The organism is Bradyrhizobium centrosematis (assembly GCF_045571495.1).
Classification (GTDB): domain Bacteria; phylum Pseudomonadota; class Alphaproteobacteria; order Rhizobiales; family Xanthobacteraceae; genus Bradyrhizobium; species Bradyrhizobium centrosematis.
On sequence record NZ_CP120703.1, the window covers coordinates 2,526,320 to 2,543,444 of the forward strand.

Here is a 17,125-nt window from a genome sequence, read left to right on the forward strand (position 1 = left end):
AAAAAAGGCCCCGCGTGCGCGGGGCCTTTGTCGTGTTCAAGAGGCGCCTATCGCCGCGCGCCGACACCGTAGAGCTCGCGCTCGCGGCCGATATCCTCGGGCGACAAGGGCGGGCTCGCCGCATCGAAATCGGTCCAGCCGCTCTTCTGCCAGGCCGCGCTGCGGTCTTGCAGGTTCACGGACCTCTCGTGGAGCAGCGCATCGAGGCGCGCGCGGTCCTGGTCGGGCACGCGCGCGGACACCAGTGTGCCGCCGCGGCGAACGCCCTCGGCATAGCGCGAGGCATCTTCCCGGGAGACGCCGGCCTCGGTCAGGGCGCCGACGATTCCGCCGGTGGCCGCGCCGGCTGCTGCGCCGACAGCGGTCGAGGCGAGCCAGCCTGCCGCAACGACGGGCCCAAGGCCGGGGATCGCGAGCAGGCCGAGACCCGCGAGCAGACCCGCCGCGCCGCCGACACCGGCGCCGATGCCGGCACCCGTGCCGGCGCCTTCGGCGCGATCGTCAACGCCGTCGCGGTCACGGTCAACCTTGCCGCGCGACGAGCCGTACCAATTGTCCGAATTGTTGGCGACGATGCTGATGTCGGAGTGCGGCACGCCGGCGCTTTCGAGCCGGGTTACGGCCCGCTCGGCATCGGCGTAATTGTCGTAAAGACGTGAGATGGTGACTGTCATTGTTCGGTCTCCTGGTGATCGATCGTTGCTTTGCGCGTTACTTGGTGGGGTTGACGTTGCCCTGGAAGTCGACGCTCACATCCGTCTTGGTGCCGGCCTTGTCGGCCTTGCCGCGCCAGACGCCCTGGTCGTCCTTCTGCAGGCCGGAGACGTTGGAATAGCCGGCGCCCTCGATCCGCGACTTCGCCTGTCCTTCGGTGAAGCTGTTGCGGCCGGCGACCGGCCTGTTCGAGTTGTTCTGATCCGAGCTGTTGACGGCATTGTTGCCCGGCCCGCTCTGCGCAGGCTGCGACTGCGCGCTTGCGGGCACCGCTCCGAGCAGCAAAAGGGTCGTTGCAAGTAAAGTGAGACGTCGCATGTTGTTGTCCTTCCGGCAGTGAATGTGCCGGCGACAACAAGTGAGATTCGAATTGGTTGCTGCGGCGCGAAGCTACGGAGTGCCGCAGCCGTTCTCGCGCAAGACGGCCCGCGCGCCTCGGGAAATTGAGGAACGTTTGCCGCTTTCATCGCGCAGCACTGCCGATGGAACAATTGTCCACTTTGCTACTTGGCAGCGATGTCTGAAGGGCAGCCGTGACCGACAAACGGGAAGCAGAGCATTCCCTGCTGGCGCGCCGCGAGGCTGGAGAAAAGCGGCGTCACTTCGTCGACTGGGCTTCGGCTTGCGGCCGGGCGGGCTCCCAAGGTGCGGGGAGGATGACGCGGATGGGGCGAGCTTCGCTGGCGCCCTGGATGGCAGGCCGCGCCTGATCCTGGGCCGGCTCGGCCAGCGCCACCGACAATAGCGCGATCAGCATCGCCAGCGACGTCGTTACAAGTCTCACATCCAGCATCGCATCCTCCGTCCTGCGCGACAACGCGAGCCGGGGCCGTTGGTTCTGCCCGCCAACGGGAACAAGTGGAAATTCTTCGAGTTTGTAGAAGACAGATCCGGAAGACCGGGTTGCTGGAGGAGGACACGATGAACATCAAGACCATCATTGCCGCTGCCGTGCTGACGTCGTTTGCCGCGCCCGCATTCGCGCAGTCGTTCTACGTGGTGCAGGACGTCAAGACCAAGAAGTGCACGATCACGGAATCCAAGCCGACCACCACGGAGACGACGGTGGTCAGCGGCGACACCGTGTACAAGACCCGAGCTGAAGCCGAGGCCGGCATGAAGACCGTCAAGGTCTGCACGTCGAACTGAGGAGGAGATCGATGCCCGTACTTCTGCTTTGGGCCGTTCCGGCCGTCATCGTTCTCGGCGGCGGCGTTTATCTGATCGGCCACATGCACTGAGGCGACAATCGGCATCGCAGGCCTGCGATGCCGGAGCTTGAGGGAGGCTGCGAAAGCGGCAAGCAAAAGCCCGCGTGGAGCGATCCGCGCGGGCTTTTGACGCAGGACGAATGCAAACGATGCGTTGCACCGGCTTTCCCATTTGCTGAACCGCTCACACGGCGAGCGACACGTCCATCGGCTGAAATCCCCGCACCGGCGGCAGGGACATGAAGCCGGGCTTGGCGAAATGATAGCCCTGAAACAGCGTGATGCCGGCACCGCGCAGCGCCGTCAGCTCGGCCTCGTTCTCGACGCCTTCGGCCAGGACCGTGATGTCCAGCTCGCGCGCCATGGTCGCGACGGCCGACACGATGACCTGCTTGGGATGGCTGAGATGGATGTCGCGCAGCAGCTCCATATCGATCTTGATCAGGTTCGGCTGCAGCCGCGCCAGCAGCCCGAGGCCGGCGTAGCCGGCGCCGAAATCGTCGAGCGCAGTCCAGAACCCGAGGGCCTTGTAGGAGCGCACGATGTTCTCGACATGCGCCGGATTGCTCATCCGCTCGTTTTCAGTGAACTCGAACATCAGGTTGGTTGCAGGAAAATTCGCCCGGCGTGCCGCTTCCAGCGATTTCTGGATGCAGGCGCGCGGCTCGTACACGGCGTTCGGCATGAAGTTGATCGAGAGCCGCGCATGCGGATCCGTAAACAACCGGCCTGCGGTCTCGATCGCCATGACGCGGGCGGCCTGGTCGAAACGGTAGAGCTGATGGTCGCTGAGCTGGCTGAGGACGCTGTGGGCGCTCTCGCCGTTCGGGCCGCGCACCAGCGCCTCATAGCCCCAGACCCTGTTCCGGCCGATGTCGACGATCGGCTGGAACGCCATCTTGAAGTCGAACGGCAGCTCCGTCCCGTCAGCACATCCCGCGCACGTCACGACCATCGCCCGACCTCCCGCAGCCCTTTGATGGCGCTGACCTTATGGCGCACCCGTTAAGGAACAGAGAAACCGGCAATGGAGCCCAACCTCGGCCGGGCCATGTTCAATTGTGTACACAGGCTGCCCGGCAGCCGCGGCTCGGCCGGACGAAACACGGCTGAAACAATGCTGAAACCCGATTGTCCTGAACGCCGCGCGCCCGGGCCTCGACCAACGGAGCGAAAAGGAGATCATCATGATTCAAGTCGGTTCGAAGGAAGAAGTCGCGTTCCTGCTGGCGCTGTTCGGCACTCACACCCAGCCTGTGAAGCGCCCGAAGCCGAAATCGCAGCGAAGGTGAGAGGCTGAAATCCATGCCAGGTTTGGCCGAATGCCAGAGCCTGCTCAGGCTCCTGATCGCCAGGGGCGATCCCAAGGCCATCCCGCTCGCCAAAGGCGCCATCGATGAATTCCTGAACACCGCGCCGCGCAGCGCCCGCGGGCGCGGCCTGCGCGTGCTCCAGCGCGACGCGCTCGACCAGCATGATGTGGCGGTCGGCGTGCAGCGCTCGTTTGCCGAGACGGTGGACGCCTATATCGAACGCAAACTCGCCGAGGAGTAGGGAGACCAAGCCGTCAGGCGCGTCTGGGATATGATCGGATCAGGCCCCCGGCCCGGTTCCGGGAACGTGTTGACTCCACGACGTTTTTTCATCCCACACGAAACTTTTGCACGCGCCGCGCCTAATAGGGCTGAAAGGATGCGAGCTATGCCGCGATTTTACTTCGATCTTCGTGACGACAATGGAATTGCGCCCGACGAGGAAGGGCTGGAATTGTCGGGCCTGCGCGCGGTTCAGGGCGAGGCCGCCAAATCGGTGGCCGACATGGCGCGCGACGCCATCATTGCAGCGCCGGCGACAGGCGGGCGCCAAAAAATGGCGATAGACGTTCGTGACGACAAGGGGCCCGTGATGCGCGTGACGTTCGCGTTCGCGCTCGAGACGTTCACGCCGGGATCGCCTCCCGCCGATCATTGACGCGTCAGTGTCGGTGGGAATCGCTTGGCCAATGGCGGGAAGGCTTGCTCCGAGTCCAGTACGGCGACCTTGCGGCCGAGCTGCCAGACCTCGACCTTGCCGTGACGCGTGAACTGCTGCGCGAAGGTGAGGGCCGCCTCGTCGGACGAGGCCTCGAAGGCTTCGGCGGAGCGGAAGACGCCGTTCTCGCCGACGAGGTAAGCGCGATATTGCTGTGTCATGTCGGTGCCCTCAGGCCGGGCGAGCGCAGCCAGGCGTCGATCTGCATGGCCGTTTCGTCCTGCCGCGCGCGGCGCAGCAGCATTTCGCGGCGGCGTCCCGGCGCGAGCGTGCGCGCCTCTTCGCGGCAGCGTGCGGCTTCGTCCGCGAGTCTGTCCTTGAGTGTGGTGACCTGTTTGAAACGACGCCGCTTCAGCATGGCGATGCTCCCTCGTTGGAGTGGGGGCGGGAGCGCGACCAGCGTTCTCATCACCGATACTTGCCACGGGCCTTGCGGTGATGGACCAACCCTACGCCCGGCACGGCGGAGAGTCAGTATCTTTTGATAGGGCGTACATTAAATTTCGCGCGCTCTTCCTGCGCCTTTTGAGCCACTTACTCATTTTTGGCCGCGCGATCATCTACGTTCACTTTTGAACCAAATCCACCCCAGGTCGTTTGCAAGACATCACCGGCCAAGGCTTTGTCCGTAGGCGTCGGTGGCTGAGAGACCGAGCGTGCTCCCGCCTGCAAAGCAAGGGGAGCCGCACCATGCCGGTGTTTTGGCCGTTGCCTGTCGAACGCGAGCAGGCTGAATACATGCGCCAGATCGTGCGCGAATGCCGCGAGCTGTTGAAGCAGCCGCTACCCGACACGTTTCTGGGACGCAGGACGTACGAGCCTTTCCCGCACGAGACAGACGCTACGCCGAACGAGGAGCGTTGAGCGTCAACGCAATCGCGGCGGTCGGCAGCAGGCCTGATTGCAGCGTGTGGGTTTGCGCGGCGTTGTCGCAGATCGCGCGGGCGATCGCGCGCTGCCGCACGAGTGCAAGGCGCAGCCGCTCGGCTTCGCAGAGGGCGGCATCGGCGCGCGCCAACAAGGGATCGTCCATTGATCCGTGCATGGCAGCTCAATGCGAGGTCTTGCCGCTTGTTCCCGGGACGCGTGGCTACTCCTTACTCCGTACTTTTACTATATGGCGATCTGCCTCTTGCACTCGCCCATCGGTTGAGCTTGGATGGCGCTTTGAGACTAGCCGGGGGGCTTACTGAATGCGTATTATTTGCATCGCGGCATTGGGCGCCGCGCTGGCAGGCTGCGCGTCTTCATCATCTGAGATCACGCCAGCTTATGTTTCGCCACTACAATATCAGCCTTACAACTGTCAGCAGCTCGCGCTCGAGGCGCAGTCGGTTTCCGCACGAGCGGCCGCTCTCTCCGGAACGCAGGACAGTCAGCGCACGAAAGATCAGGTTGCGACGGGGGTTGCTATTGTCGTGTTCTGGCCGGCGGCGTTTCTGGTCGGCGGAGACAAGCAAACAGCTGCCGAACTGGCCCAAATGAAGGGCCAGATGGTTGCTATTGAGCAAGCGTCAATTCAGAAGAAGTGTAACATCCAGTTTCAGCAACCAAAGCCGCCTCCGGCTTGAAGCAGGTCCTGCTAAAGGGCGGAAATGTCCTCTTTGTCACTTCCTCGCGCTACAACAGCCATGGAGTCAGCCGATAACGGTCGTTGTAACCCCTTCGCCTCGTCCCACGAAGCTCTCAGCCAAACGTCCCACTCCTCTGTGCTCGTCAGGATGACCGGCATCGCCTTGGGATCGATCGGCTCGACGACGGCATTGGCCTCGGTCGTGAGGAACCCATAGACCTGATGCGGGCCCGGCACCGGCTTTGACTTCGTGCCGCGATCGCCGTTGAACGTGGTCCAGATGCCGGCGAATGCAAACAGCGGTCGTGGCTCCGCAAGCGCGAACCAGACAACATCCTTCTTCTTCGTCTCCGGGTTCGGCTCCGGTGCATACTCAGCGAAGCTGTTGGCAGGCACGAGGCAGCGGTGCTCGGGCTTGAGCCAGGCGCGCCAATGTGGCGAGGAGGTGTTGCGGATGTTCGTCACAGGTGGACCGCCGGTGCGCGGCGGCGGCGGCATGCCCCAGCGCATCATTGCCATTTCTCGCTCGCCGCCTGCGTCACGGATGACGGGTGCGGGGTAGTCTGGAAAGACACCCGGCATTGGCGGCAAGTTGCCTTCGTAGCGACGGACGATCCGGAAGAGTTCGGCGATTGCCTGCTGATTTGTCGTGATCGAATAGAGATTGCACATGAAATGGATTGTGCCTTATCGCTCGCCCGGCCACCAGATGGAGGGCGGGTGTGCGGCTGAAATCTTTGTCGGCCTCAACGCCACAAGCTTGCTCCGCTTATACGGATAGCCCCGCACTTGCGAACAGTCCTTGCATCGCATGTAGCGTTCGAGTTCGTGAACCGGCGTCGTCTTCGGACGGCGAATGATATCGAGCGCTACGGTCTGATTGGTATCGCAGCCGTGACAGCGAACCTCCAGATAGGGGTAGCCGCCGTTAATCGCATCGCCGATCGTTGGCGACGGCTGCGCGGGGCCCTTGTAGCCAAGCATGCGATTGTTCCAGGCCTCGCAGGCTAGCTTATCGGCTTCCCTTCGGGCCTCCTTTGCCCGCTCGGCCGACATCTTGATCTGAGTGCCGAAGAGATATTGGCGCGATTTGGTGGACATCCAATCATCAAAGGCATGAGCCAACAGCGTTGGCAAATTATCGATCCCTAGTAGGCGTCGAAGCCACCGAGCTACTGCCTCTCGTGGCTGTGGACAATGAAGCTCTCAAATGCTCACCAGCTGTCTGCCTGTCCCCTTACAATCAATGCAAGCGTAATCCGGTCCGACAATCTCTGGTGCGAACTTGCCCCAATTGCCGTCTCCACCGCATTCGAGGCAGCGGATTTCTCCGGCGCCGCATCCGAGGTCTCTGACTTCAGCTTCGACTGCGGTGTTGGAGTTGTAGGCGCAATAGACCAGCACAGGCATCAATTGAGCAACATGTCCCGCAGGTCTTCGAGGATCGCCTTCTTCACAGGAGGGCACTTGTCTTTCGTGATATCGAGATAGCGGGTGAGTTCTTGTGGGTACTGGCCCGCCCGAAGAGCTCCGTTGGTCTGCAAACAGTGGACGAGAACTTGAAACGCCGCTGTCATGGCGGAGTCGTAAGACGCCAAGGCCTCGGCTACCGCTTCTTCCGTTTCCGTTGTCATGATGCTCCTCACTCATTCTTGTGGGGTGTCTGAGTTGATGACCTACGAGGGCAGTGACAAATCGTTGCGGGCCTCGATCAAGTCGGTAGGTTGACGATGAACCTTTGCAAACATGCTTTCCGGATAGTTCTGGATAGCGAGCACGCGAAGCCACTCGACAGCCTCCGCGAAGTTGTCGGCGTTCCCAATGGCCGCAAAACCATTCAGTGGGTCCCCAAGCCTAATCTCAAAGCCGCAATCCCAAAATGTCGCAATCGCGAAGTTGATTTCGCTGTCATATAGATCCTGAAGGATGTGGGCGGTTGTACCGGTCATAGATCCTCTCTCAATCCCTTGAAGAATGGATGTCGCACCTTTCCCTCGGCCGATTTGGCGCGGTACTCGATCTCGGCAAGCAGCTTTGGCTCGACCCAGATACCCTTGTGGGCGATCCGCTTTGCATAGGGCTGTGTTTTGCGCCGCAGCGGCTCCAGCCGTTTGCGCAGCTCTGCGGCTGATGTCTTGTCGAAGCCGTGGTCGACCTTGCCGGCGTAGATGAGATCATCGCCCTTTAGGCGTCCGAGATAAACGCCGTCCCACTTGCCTTCATCAAGCGCGAAGCCCGCGATGGTCAGGGTCTCTCGCTGCCGGCAGGTTATCTTGACCCAATTGTTGCCCCGGCCGCTGTTATAGGTGCTGTCGCGAACCTTTGAGACCACGCCTTCAAGGCCAACCTTGCAGGCGTGGGCAAACATCTCGCGCCCTTCGATCTCGAAGCTCTCGCTGAACTGAACGTCGGTGCCTGAAATGACCTTCTTCAACTCGGCCTTGCGTTCAATCAAGGGCAGACTGCGAACGTCACGGCCGTTCAGATAGAGCAGGTCGAAGGCTACAAGCACGAGCTTGGAGGAGTTGCCTTTCAATTCGTTCTGGAGGACCGAGAAATCTGTTGTGCCGTCGGCGGCCGGAACGACGACTTCCCCATCGATGATTGCGGAGCCGGCCTTGATGTGCCATGCGTCATCAGCGACCTTCTTGAAGCGCTTCGTCCAGTCGTAGCCGCGACGGGTGTAGATGGTGACGGCCTCGTTGGCCAAGTGAACTTGAACGCGGTAGCCGTCGAACTTGATCTCGTGAATCCATCGCGCTCCGGACGGGACCCTCTCGACGGAGGATGCCAGGGCGGGCTCGATAAAATTCGGGAAGGGCGCCTTGACGCCGATCGCCGCTGACTTACGCTGACGCAGGGACGCCACCGAACAACTCCACGCAACAAACTCTTTGATTCGAATCTTTCTGAGAGGATTCGTTCCGGCTTTTGCTCCGGTCCGATTAGTCGAGAGGAACTAACTGAATCCTCTGGCGTTTTCGCAGTGCATGGAGGTGCACTATGGCTAAGGCGAAGAAGCAGACCGCTCGCGGTCGCAAGCAAGACCGCGCGCGCGTGGCAGGCGGGCAAGACTACGAAGTGCGTTATGAGGCAAAGAAGACACGCCGATCCGCGTCGGCGGTGAAGAAGGCCGTAAAAAAGGTCGGCAGCAGCCGCAAGAAAGTAGAGCAAAAGCTGAAGCGTCGCTGAGCTTCGCCTTAGGGCTGAAAAATTCGAAAGGCCAACGCTGCCGCAGTGCCGTCAGCGCTTGGTTTTGAGATGCCAGTACCCGGCCAGAGCACGCCACTCGAAGACGACAACTGTGCCGCCGACCAACCCCGTCCCGATGACGGCCATGATCAAGATCATTTCCAGCATCGAATCACCTCGCTTCGTCGCGAGCTTCCTAAGTAACAGAGTGAACAGTTTTTCCTAGCTCATCTTTGGAGCGCCCTCTGAACTTTTGCCTTCGACAGTTTCGCCGAAAGGAACGCACCGCTGTCCGTTCGGTTTTTCTCCTATGCCGCGTTACCATTTCGACTTGATTGATAGCAAAACCGTTATCGATTACGGCGGGCAATTGCTTGCCGACGTGCAAATGGCCATTCAGGTCGCAAATCGTCTTGCCAACGAGTTGTCAGCAGCCAGGCCTGAGCTGCGAGGCAAAGGATACAAAGTGCTCGTTACCGATGCTGATGGCGATCGCGTCCACGAAGCTCCCCTAGATAGATTCAGGCTGGTCTAATTGGACCGCCATTAAGAATCTCCCCCACTCAGGAACTGCGGTAATTGCCGCGGAATTGAGTCGGCGCTGGCCCGCTGCCGAGCCGGCGAGCGGCCCCGGCCATACCTCCAGCCCGCTGCGATGCCGGGGCCGTCTCCTTCGCGCGAAGTTTCGGAGTAAGCGTATGCGTTCATCACCTTCGATTATCCCGACCGATCGCCTCGACCGAGACATATATTTGGTGCTTGAGGACTTCGGCGCGCGCGCCGGCTGTGCGTGGCGCGAGACCGACGAGCAGGATACTGACCGCGACACCATCATCCGCGATCTGCTCTCCGGCCAATACGTCTATCCCGTGAGGATAGTGGCTTTTAATCCATCCGAGGGTTGGGCCCGCGACGCGACCAGCGAGATTGCAGACGATCTCGCAAAGGCTGTCGCTGAAAATGTCGAGCTCTCTCCGGCTCTACAGACCTTCGTCGAAGCCAATGCCACGCGGCCTTTTGCTGTTCAACTGCCGCTCCCGTTGCGAGGTGCCGCCTAGCTCGTTTGAAACAGCGATTGTCGTTTGACACGTCGGGCAAAACACCGGCAGACTAGCATGATCGAGACGAGTGTGTTTTGCACCCGCGCCAGAGTTTTCCGGCGCGGTTTTTTTGTGTCTCGGTTTCAGAAGCGGATTGCAGCTTTACACGGATTTTTCAGATGACCGAACCCATGAAATACAACCTTCTTTCTCAGAATGCTCTGGCGAGGGCGGCGGCACGGCGCGCGTTGAAGCAGCGGACGTTGACTGAAATCAAATCGCTGGCGCGCACGCATACCTCGCTCGGCATAAAGACTCTCGTGCAAATCATGCGGGACAAGAACGCTCCGGCTCATGCACGTGTCGCCGCGGCCAGTGTGATTTTCGACCGGGGTTGGGGCAAGCCGCTGCAGCCACTTGCGAGTGAGGACGGCAAGCCTCTTGAATTCATTCACCGCATCGAGCGGGTCATTGTGCACCCCGGCGACAATGTCATGATGGAAGCGCAGATCGAGGAGAGTGTTGAGCGAATGCCGATCAGTGTTCTCGGAAGCCTCGGAACGACGTGTGATTCCGAGGAGGCTTATGAAGAGGAATGGCTGCGTTCGCAGGAGCAAGCATGAGCGACGACTTCCAAAAGCTGCGCCCAGCGCGTGCGGAGCCGAGTTATGAAGCCAAATGGCCGAAGTGGATCGCGGACGCACTTGCGCATAGGCCCGAGAGCCCCACTCCGGTGGGGGGCTCACCAACCAAAGCGGTCCCACCGGAAGTGGACGAGCGACGCAATATTCGATTATTGACCCGCGTCCCGAACACTTGAAGCGGGAGAAGCCCGTTGAATGGCGCGGGCTTTGTTTCAGGGCCGCACCCGCCGAGCTACACGGCGGCCGGTCCGAACCATCGTGTCAATGCATGTTCGAGTCCATGCTGACTCTCGTCGCCCACCCACGCAACGTGCCCGTCGGGCCGCACCAGCACCGCGCCCGGCGCGGCGATGTGTCCGATCGCAGGAAGCTCCCAGGCGCCATCCGTGTCGGCCTCGGCGACATCGACGCGGTCTTTCCACGGTGCGATATCGATGCCACCCCGTCTGCCGAAATTGAGCAGCACGCCGCGCGCGCTGTGCAGCAGCGTGAACAGTGCCAGCTTCTTCCCGTCGACGCTCAGATCGAGATCGGGCATGCGCCGGCCGAGCAGCGCGTGGCCTTCGCCAAGATCGTAAGCGATGTCGAGCCCGCTCATCATCGCACCGAAGCGCCGGCGCGGCTCGTCCATGGCGAGCAATTCGGCGATCGCCTCGCGCGCGGCTTTGAGGCCGTCCTCGCCGCGGCGAAGCAGGGCGATCTGCGCCCTGGTGTTGCGCAGCACGCGCGCGGCCACCGGATGGCGTTCGGCGTGGTAGCTGTCGAGCAGGCTGTCCGCCGAGACGCCTTTGACCACCTGCGCCAGCTTCCAGCCGAGATTGACGGCATCCTGCACACCCAGATTGAGGCCTTGCCCGCCGACGGAGTGATGGATATGCGCGGCATCGCCGGCGAGCAGCACGCGTCCCTCGCGATAGGATGCGGCCTGCCGTGCCGCATCGGTGAAGCGGGAGATCCAGGCGGGATTTTTGACACCGAAGTCGGTGCCGTAGACGGCGAGGAGGCCCGCGCTGAGATCGCGCAAGCCGGGCTCGCCGGTGCGGGCGAGCGTTGCTTCGGTCAGGACCACCAGCACGCGTCCGCTCTCCGTCCTGCTGAGGCCGTGAAAGCCGAGCGCATCGTGACGCAGGCCGAACTGCGGCTCATCGCCCATCTCGACCTCGGCCATGAGGTTGCTCAGCGTCGGTGAGGTGCCGGCGAAGTCGATGCCGGCCGTCTTGCGCACCAAGCTGCGCCCGCCGTCGCAGCCGACCAGATAGTTTGCACGCAGTCGCTCACCGCCGGACAGCATGACGTCGACGCCGGTCTCGTCCTGCGCAAAGCCCGTCACCTCGCGCGCGCGATAGAAGGTAACCTCGAGCTCGGCGGCCCAATCGGCCAGGATGCGCTCGATGTGGTTCTGCCGCAGCGCGAGCCCGTAAGCGTGCCTCGTGGGGAGATCGCTGATGTCGAGCCGGGTCCAGGCAAAGCCGGCGAGCTGGACGATCTGTCCTTCGCGCAGGAAGCGGTCGGCGACGCCGCGCTGATCGAGCAGCTCGATGGTGCGCGCGTGCAGGCCGCCCGCGCGCGTTTCGACCAGTGCCTGGTCGGCCCGGCGCTCGACGACGGCCACGTCGACATCGGCAAGCGCGAGCTCGGCGGCCAGCATCAGGCCGGTCGGCCCGCCGCCGGCGATCACGACGGCATGGTCGGCCGGCGTCTGGTTCCGCGCATCGGCACTCCGGGCCGGGCGGCGTGAACGGGACGTCGGAAGCAGGACAGGCATATTGACCCCCTCGGCTGGTTGCTTTGGATGCGTGCTGGGTCGGGGGTTCTACGGCAGGGTCGGGGACTTGAAGCAAGCCCGTTGCGCACCACATATTGAGCTGGGAGGAGGGGAGTCCTTCGTCCGCGTTCGCCGCGTTGACACGTCGGGCAAAACACCGGCATATTGGCATCATCAGAAGAGTTTGGTTCATGCCCGCGCGGACGCCGTCCGCTGCGGGCTTTTTATTGGGCGATGGTCAGTGAATGCCTGTGGTCCGCTGCAGGATCGCGGCGAGCTCCTCGAACGAGAACGGCTTCCTGATCATGGGCAGGCCGCCGCGCCGGGGCTCGCGACCCGACAGTTGCAGCATCTTCAGCTCCGGGCGGACGCGCTTGGCCAGCTCGGCCAGTTCATGACCATCCATGCCGGGCATGTTGATATCGGTGATGAGGACGGAGATGTCCTGGTCTTGTTTTAGCCTCTCGAGTGCATCCGGACCGTTCCGGGCGCTGACCACCTCGCAGCCAAGATCCTCCAGCATGCCCACGATCACGTCGAGAACGGCGGGCTCGTCGTCAACAACCAGAATGGTAGGCCTCATCGCACGAACGTTCCTTCCATGCGAAGGCATCAACGCGTCTCTCATCGGCTAAGTTCCGGCGAGCCTGGAGCGCGACGAGATTTGGATGAAGCGTCATCGCGCTTCAGGTTGCTTTTGCACATGATCTTTCCGGGAAACCAGTTCGCACTTCTCCAGGTCATGCTTTAATCGTCCTTCGACAAATCGCGGGGCTCGGCGGGAAGATCGATGGTGCCGCCTTCGCCGTGCACGAGGTCGCGGCCGCTGTCCGCTGCTTCGGCGGACTCTTCGATCACCGCCGCTTGGCGTTCGCGCTCCTTGCCGGCGTGCGGCTTGTCCTGGTTGCGCGGCTTGCGAGATGGCCTTTGTGTCATGGCGATCCTCCGGATCGGACTAACGTCCGTCGGAGGCGTTCGTTCGTTTGACACGTCGGGCAAAACACCGGCAGAATGACATCATCGAGACGAGTTTGGTTCACCCGCGCGGAACATTCCGCCGCGGGTTTTTTCGTCTCGATATCGCAATCGGACGGCGGCGGCGCATCACGGCCACGCACGCGACAAACCTGGAGCGCCGATCGGCGCGCCGTCGTCCGAACCATTGCTGGCCGTGCACGCGCGAACGTGCCGGCCCGCGGCGCCGGGCTCGTCGCCCGCGCCGCTGCGGTCTCCGGGATCGGAGATAGGGTTCGCGCCCGAAACGATCGCGCCTCATTGCGCGATCTGCCGCGCATTTTCGTTGTTGGGAGGAGTCATGACCGCCTATCTGATATCGCTCGCGCTGGCGGGCCTCATTGCAGTCGTGCTGTGGGAGACGTTGTCGTGAGCGAGGAAATGACCGAATGCGAGCGCGAGCCTGCACCGGTTCGCTTGCCCGCGCGCGGGAAGACGTCGAGGGCGCGCACCCTGACCGAAATTCGCTCGCTTGCGCGCAGCCACACCAGAACGGCCATCAGGGTGCTGGTCGGCGTCATGCGCAGTGAGGATGCAACGCCGGCGGCGCGCGTCTCGGCCGCCAACGCGATCCTGGATCGCGGCTGGGGCAAGGCCGCACAGCCGGTCGAGAATGGCGAAGACGGAGTGCTCGAATTGATCCACCGGATCGAACGGATCATCGTGTATCCGGGAAGCTCGGGCAGCACTGACGTCGTTCGCGACGCTTGCGGCGGCGGAGATCTCGATTTCAAATCCCGTCTCGATTGATCGTTGACCCGTCGGGCAAAACACTTGCATAGTGGCATCATCAAAACGAGTTGGTTCAGCCCGCGCCGAGCGATCGGTTGCGGGTCGTCTCGATGATGCTTTCCTCAGTTCCTGGTCTGCTTGCTGGACCGGCGTTGCCCAGCGCAGGTGCGCTGCACCCAGGGCTAGCGAGCGTAGCCATTGTCGATCCTGAAAATTCCGACGGCGAAGATCTTCGAGCCGCTGCTGAAACCTGCGCGCTACAAGGGCGTTTACGGCGGACGCGGCTCGGGCAAATCGCATTTCTTCGGCGAGCTTCTTGTCGAGACCTGCCAGGCCGAGCGCGGCACGCTCGCGGTCTGTATTCGCGAGGCGCAGCGGACGTTGGCGCAATCGTCGAAACGTCTGATCGAAGGCAAGATCGCGAGCCTTGGCCTCGGCCACGGCTTCAAACTGTTCAGCGACAAGATCGAGACGCCCGGCGACGGCCTCATCATCTTCCGCGGTCTTCAAGATCACACGGCCGATTCGATCAAGTCTCTGGAAGGATTTCGCATCGCCTGGATCGACGAGGCGCAATCCTTGAGCGCGCGCAGCCTCGCGCTGCTGCGGCCGACGATCCGTGCCAAAGACTCCGAGCTCTGGGCGAGCTGGAATCCGCGTCGCAAGAGCGATGCGATCGACGATTTTCTGCGCGGGCGCAAGCCCGACGGGGCCGTCGTGATCAAGGCGAACTGGCGCGACAATCCCTGGTTTCCGGACGTGCTTGGGGAGGAGCGGCTGCTGGATCAGAAGCTCTACCCTGAGCGCTACGACCACATCTGGGAGGGCGAGTATGCCCGCGCTTTCGAGGGCGCCTATTTCGCCTCGCTGCTGTCGGACGCCCGTGCCGGTGGGCGGATCGGAAAAGTCTCGGCAGATCCTCTCCTTCCGCTGCGCGCCTTCATCGACATCGGTGGCGCGGGCGCTGCGGCGGATGCCTTCACGATGTGGATCGTGCAGTGGGTCGGCAGCGAGATCAGAGCTGATTTTCAGCATCTGCGGCACTGGCGGAAAAGCGTGGAACAGGCGCAGAGCTATACGTTCAAGGCCGTGATTACTGTGGTCGCCACGGGATTGATGGGGGCCATTTGGCTAGGCGTCAAGGTCGCGCTGGGCAAGTGAGACGACTTCGGCGGCGATGTCACCGCACGATGGAATGCGTTGTCCGTCGCCAATGGGTATGCCATGTACAGAATTCGTATCGTCGATGCGTCTGACGAAGACGTCGCCGACACCTTGACCGATCTGCACCAGCTGACGTTCTTCGATGCCGCGGCAATGCCCCAGTTCGACCTTGGTGCGTGGTGGCTGGCTTATCACGGCGATAACGCGGTCGCCTTTGCCGGGGTTGTGCCATCGACACATGTACGAAACAGCGGCTACTTCTCCAGGGTCGGTGTCTTGCGCCGGCATTGGGGACGCGGGCTGCAAATCAGGCTGATGCGAGCGATCGAGGCAAGGGGGCGGCGCGTTGGATGGGACAGTGTTGTTTCGGATACGACCGACAATCCCGTGTCCGCCAACAACTTCATCCAGGCGGGTTATCGGCTCTACGAGCCCGAGGTACCTTGGGCCTGGTCGCATACACTTTACTGGAGAAAGAGGCTGCGCTGAACGCTGGAGGAGCGTTTCCCGCGATGCGGAACATGGCTTGCAATGGCTCATAAGACGTTGGCGCAGCGGTATGAGCAGGATGGCGAGAAGCCCGGCAGCCCGACCGCTGCCGGGCTTTTTTTTCGTTTATGGACAATGCCGGTGAAACACTTGCGAAGTTGGTAGCGTCAGGCTTTAAGTTTGCTCTTGCAGGAAATTCGGCGGCCACAAGCCGATGTAAGGGAGAACCATCGATGCCCAACAAGCCTCAATTGCCGGAACGTTCGTCGCGGGCGACGGAAGGGCTGACTGCGCTCGATGGTCTGCTGGTCATCGATTTCACGCGTGTCGTCGCCGGGCCGGCCTGCACGCAGACACTCGCCGATTTTGGCGCGCATGTCATCAAGATCGAGAATCCCGACGGCGGCGACGACACCCGCGCCTATGAGCACGCCGAAATCGGCGGCGAAAGCGCCGCCTATCTCAGCCTCAATCGCAACAAGAAAGGCATCGCGCTCGATCTCTCCATCCCGGAAGCCCGCGAGATCGCGCTGGATCTGATCCGCAAGGCGGATGTGGTCGTGGAGAATTTCTCGAGCGGGGTCATGAAGAAGTTCGGACTGGATTATGAGGCGGTCGCGCCGCTCAATCCTCGGTTGGTCTATTGCTCGATCTCCGCCTACGGGCGCTCCGGACCGTTCGCCTCGCGCCCCGGCTTCGATCCCATCACGCAGGCGGAGAGCGGCTTCATGTCGCTCAACGGATTTGCCGACGGTCCGGCGGTTCGTACCGGCCCGCCCATCGTGGACATGGCGACGGGGATGTCGGCCTGTAACGCCATATTGTTGGCGCTGTTGGCGCGCGACCGGCTCGGCCGCGGGCAGCGTGTCGAAGTCGCGTTGTTCGACATCGCAATGGGGATGACTGGCTTCTATGGCATGGCCTATCTCATCAACGGCGAAAATCCCGGCCGGTTCGGCAATTCGCCGAGCGGCTCTCCCACCGTCGGTGTCTACGAGGCTTCCGACGGGCCGCTCTACATGGCCTGCGCCAATGATCGGCTTTATCGCCGGCTCGTGGTCGAGGTGTTGAACCGGCCGGATCTCATCACCGAGCCGCAGTTTGCGACGCGCAAGGCCCGCTCCGAGAACAAGGAGCTCTTGCGCGCGGCCATTGCTGAGGTCTTTGCCAGTGATACACTCGAAAACTGGATGGCGAAGATGAAGCAGGCCAACATTCCGGTCGGCTATCTCCGGACGGTCGAGGAGGGGTTCAACGCGCCCGAAGCTCGCGAACGCGATCGCTTGAACCGGATTCCACACCCGACCGCGGAGTGGGTGCCCAACATCGAGCCGCCGATTACCATGAGCCTGACCGGCGCCGTCGATCCCGTTGCGGCGCCACTGTTGGGCGAACATACTGAAGATGTTTTGCGCAATTTGCTCGGTTGTGACGAGAGTCGGATCACGGAGTTGACCCAGAAGGGGGTCTTTGGTTCAGGCAACCCCTCGACCGGCTAGGCCCCCGCGCGGTCAATGCCCGCAGCATCAAACTCCGCCGACACGCGAGTCCATGCC

The 17,125-nt window shown here is 62.1% G+C and carries 27 protein-coding genes and 1 pseudogene; 13 read left to right on the forward strand and 15 right to left on the reverse strand.

Annotation, left to right across the window (positions count from 1 at the left end):
- Nucleotides 1-47 precede the first annotated feature (47 nt).
- The 3 genes from P6U31_RS12100 to P6U31_RS12110 form a co-directional block, all read right to left on the reverse strand.
- The gene (locus P6U31_RS12100; RefSeq protein ID WP_407188572.1) at nucleotides 48-674 is read right to left on the reverse strand and encodes a hypothetical protein; all 627 of its coding nucleotides are present in this window, start codon (nucleotides 672-674) and stop codon (nucleotides 48-50) included.
- A 37-nt stretch (nucleotides 675-711) separates the two neighbouring features.
- Nucleotides 712-1,032 carry a hypothetical protein gene (locus tag P6U31_RS12105; RefSeq protein WP_407188574.1) on the reverse strand — a complete coding sequence of 107 codons (321 nt, stop codon included), beginning with the start codon at nucleotides 1,030-1,032 and terminating at the stop codon, nucleotides 712-714.
- A gap of 280 nt (nucleotides 1,033-1,312) precedes the next feature.
- Complete coding sequence (locus P6U31_RS12110) at nucleotides 1,313-1,507, reverse strand: hypothetical protein (protein ID WP_407188576.1); 195 nt, start codon at nucleotides 1,505-1,507, stop codon at nucleotides 1,313-1,315.
- Nucleotides 1,508-1,635: 128 nt separating this feature from the next.
- Here P6U31_RS12110 and P6U31_RS12115 point away from each other — a divergent pair, with 128 nt between their 5' ends.
- The gene (locus tag P6U31_RS12115; protein ID WP_407188578.1) at nucleotides 1,636-1,863 is read left to right on the forward strand and encodes a hypothetical protein; all 228 of its coding nucleotides are present in this window, start codon (nucleotides 1,636-1,638) and stop codon (nucleotides 1,861-1,863) included.
- A 246-nt stretch (nucleotides 1,864-2,109) separates the two neighbouring features.
- Here the strand turns inward: P6U31_RS12115 and P6U31_RS12120 are convergent, their stop codons facing one another.
- Nucleotides 2,110-2,880 (reverse strand): EAL domain-containing protein, encoded by a 771-nt coding sequence (locus P6U31_RS12120; RefSeq protein WP_407188579.1) that lies wholly within the window; start codon nucleotides 2,878-2,880, stop codon nucleotides 2,110-2,112.
- 350 nt (nucleotides 2,881-3,230) lie between these two features.
- Here P6U31_RS12120 and P6U31_RS12125 point away from each other — a divergent pair, with 350 nt between their 5' ends.
- Together P6U31_RS12125 and P6U31_RS12130 are read left to right on the forward strand one after the other, a co-directional pair.
- On the forward strand, nucleotides 3,231-3,479 hold the full coding sequence (locus P6U31_RS12125) for a hypothetical protein (RefSeq protein WP_407188580.1): 249 nt from the start codon (nucleotides 3,231-3,233) through the stop codon (nucleotides 3,477-3,479).
- Between the two features lie 147 nt (nucleotides 3,480-3,626).
- Complete coding sequence (locus P6U31_RS12130; protein ID WP_407188581.1) at nucleotides 3,627-3,896, forward strand: DUF6894 family protein; 270 nt, start codon at nucleotides 3,627-3,629, stop codon at nucleotides 3,894-3,896.
- Here the strand turns inward: P6U31_RS12130 and P6U31_RS12135 are convergent.
- Nucleotides 3,890-4,117 (reverse strand): hypothetical protein, encoded by a 228-nt coding sequence (locus P6U31_RS12135; RefSeq protein ID WP_407188582.1) that lies wholly within the window; start codon nucleotides 4,115-4,117, stop codon nucleotides 3,890-3,892. The genes P6U31_RS12130 and P6U31_RS12135 overlap by 7 nt on opposite strands.
- Entirely contained in the window at nucleotides 4,114-4,314 is a 201-nt protein-coding gene (locus tag P6U31_RS12140; protein ID WP_407188583.1) for a hypothetical protein, read from the reverse strand. Before P6U31_RS12140 ends, P6U31_RS12135 begins: the two co-directional genes overlap by 4 nt.
- A 332-nt stretch (nucleotides 4,315-4,646) precedes the next feature.
- On the opposite strand from P6U31_RS12140, the gene P6U31_RS12145 reads away from it, so the two are divergent.
- Nucleotides 4,647-4,820 carry a hypothetical protein gene (locus P6U31_RS12145; protein ID WP_407188585.1) on the forward strand — a complete coding sequence of 58 codons (174 nt, stop codon included), beginning with the start codon at nucleotides 4,647-4,649 and terminating at the stop codon, nucleotides 4,818-4,820.
- Here P6U31_RS12145 and P6U31_RS12150 read toward each other — a convergent pair.
- Entirely contained in the window at nucleotides 4,798-5,001 is a 204-nt protein-coding gene (locus P6U31_RS12150; RefSeq protein ID WP_407188587.1) for a hypothetical protein, read from the reverse strand. The two genes, P6U31_RS12145 and P6U31_RS12150, sit on opposite strands and share 23 nt — an antisense overlap.
- Before the next feature lie 148 nt (nucleotides 5,002-5,149).
- On the opposite strand from P6U31_RS12150, the gene P6U31_RS12155 reads away from it, so the two are divergent.
- Nucleotides 5,150-5,527, forward strand: coding sequence for a hypothetical protein (locus P6U31_RS12155; protein WP_407188589.1), 378 nt, complete (start codon nucleotides 5,150-5,152; stop codon nucleotides 5,525-5,527).
- An 11-nt stretch (nucleotides 5,528-5,538) separates the two neighbouring features.
- On the opposite strand, the gene P6U31_RS12160 is transcribed toward P6U31_RS12155, so the two are convergent.
- From P6U31_RS12160 to ligD, 5 genes are all read right to left on the reverse strand, one after another.
- Complete coding sequence (locus P6U31_RS12160; RefSeq protein WP_407188590.1) at nucleotides 5,539-6,201, reverse strand: SOS response-associated peptidase; 663 nt, start codon at nucleotides 6,199-6,201, stop codon at nucleotides 5,539-5,541.
- Between the two features lie 15 nt (nucleotides 6,202-6,216).
- Nucleotides 6,217-6,630 (reverse strand): hypothetical protein, encoded by a 414-nt coding sequence (locus P6U31_RS12165; RefSeq protein WP_407188591.1) that lies wholly within the window; start codon nucleotides 6,628-6,630, stop codon nucleotides 6,217-6,219.
- Between the two features lie 308 nt (nucleotides 6,631-6,938).
- On the reverse strand, nucleotides 6,939-7,163 hold the full coding sequence (locus P6U31_RS12170; RefSeq protein ID WP_407188593.1) for a hypothetical protein: 225 nt from the start codon (nucleotides 7,161-7,163) through the stop codon (nucleotides 6,939-6,941).
- Between the two features lie 42 nt (nucleotides 7,164-7,205).
- Nucleotides 7,206-7,478 (reverse strand): hypothetical protein, encoded by a 273-nt coding sequence (locus P6U31_RS12175; protein ID WP_407188595.1) that lies wholly within the window; start codon nucleotides 7,476-7,478, stop codon nucleotides 7,206-7,208.
- Nucleotides 7,475-8,398 carry a non-homologous end-joining DNA ligase gene (gene ligD, locus P6U31_RS12180; protein WP_407188597.1) on the reverse strand — a complete coding sequence of 308 codons (924 nt, stop codon included), beginning with the start codon at nucleotides 8,396-8,398 and terminating at the stop codon, nucleotides 7,475-7,477. The genes P6U31_RS12175 and ligD overlap by 4 nt, the downstream gene beginning before the upstream one ends.
- Before the next feature lie 134 nt (nucleotides 8,399-8,532).
- Here ligD and P6U31_RS12185 point away from each other — a divergent pair, with 134 nt between their 5' ends.
- From P6U31_RS12185 to P6U31_RS12200, 4 genes are all read left to right on the forward strand, one after another.
- Nucleotides 8,533-8,721, forward strand: coding sequence for a DUF3606 domain-containing protein (locus P6U31_RS12185; protein WP_407188599.1), 189 nt, complete (start codon nucleotides 8,533-8,535; stop codon nucleotides 8,719-8,721).
- Between the two features lie 310 nt (nucleotides 8,722-9,031).
- Entirely contained in the window at nucleotides 9,032-9,256 is a 225-nt protein-coding gene (locus tag P6U31_RS12190) for a DUF6894 family protein (protein WP_407188601.1), read from the forward strand.
- A gap of 163 nt (nucleotides 9,257-9,419) precedes the next feature.
- Nucleotides 9,420-9,779: a hypothetical protein gene (locus P6U31_RS12195; protein WP_407188602.1), complete on the forward strand. Its 360-nt coding sequence runs from the start codon at nucleotides 9,420-9,422 to the stop codon at nucleotides 9,777-9,779.
- A gap of 161 nt (nucleotides 9,780-9,940) precedes the next feature.
- Nucleotides 9,941-10,384 (forward strand): hypothetical protein, encoded by a 444-nt coding sequence (locus P6U31_RS12200; RefSeq protein WP_407188603.1) that lies wholly within the window; start codon nucleotides 9,941-9,943, stop codon nucleotides 10,382-10,384.
- 253 nt (nucleotides 10,385-10,637) lie between these two features.
- On the opposite strand, the gene P6U31_RS12205 is transcribed toward P6U31_RS12200, so the two are convergent.
- The 3 genes from P6U31_RS12205 to P6U31_RS12215 form a co-directional block, all read right to left on the reverse strand.
- A complete protein-coding gene (locus P6U31_RS12205) occupies nucleotides 10,638-12,170 on the reverse strand; it encodes an FAD-dependent monooxygenase (RefSeq protein ID WP_407188604.1) in 1,533 nt (510 codons plus the stop codon).
- Nucleotides 12,171-12,408: 238 nt separating this feature from the next.
- Nucleotides 12,409-12,753, reverse strand: coding sequence for a response regulator (locus P6U31_RS12210; RefSeq protein ID WP_407188605.1), 345 nt, complete (start codon nucleotides 12,751-12,753; stop codon nucleotides 12,409-12,411).
- Between the two features lie 164 nt (nucleotides 12,754-12,917).
- Entirely contained in the window at nucleotides 12,918-13,106 is a 189-nt protein-coding gene (locus tag P6U31_RS12215) for a hypothetical protein (protein ID WP_407188607.1), read from the reverse strand.
- Nucleotides 13,107-13,553: 447 nt separating this feature from the next.
- Between P6U31_RS12215 and P6U31_RS12220 the strand changes: the two genes are divergently transcribed.
- The 4 genes and pseudogenes from P6U31_RS12220 to P6U31_RS12235 all read left to right on the forward strand — a co-directional run bounded on the left by P6U31_RS12220 (nucleotide 13,554) and on the right by P6U31_RS12235 (nucleotide 17,068).
- Entirely contained in the window at nucleotides 13,554-13,934 is a 381-nt protein-coding gene (locus P6U31_RS12220) for a hypothetical protein (protein WP_407188608.1), read from the forward strand.
- Between the two features lie 180 nt (nucleotides 13,935-14,114).
- Nucleotides 14,115-14,687: pseudogene (locus P6U31_RS12225) on the forward strand (PBSX family phage terminase large subunit); the annotation flags it as partial.
- A gap of 453 nt (nucleotides 14,688-15,140) precedes the next feature.
- A complete protein-coding gene (locus tag P6U31_RS12230) occupies nucleotides 15,141-15,569 on the forward strand; it encodes a GNAT family N-acetyltransferase (protein ID WP_407189830.1) in 429 nt (142 codons plus the stop codon).
- Nucleotides 15,570-15,802: 233 nt separating this feature from the next.
- Complete coding sequence (locus P6U31_RS12235) at nucleotides 15,803-17,068, forward strand: CaiB/BaiF CoA transferase family protein (protein WP_407188610.1); 1,266 nt, start codon at nucleotides 15,803-15,805, stop codon at nucleotides 17,066-17,068.
- Nucleotides 17,069-17,125 lie beyond the last annotated feature (57 nt).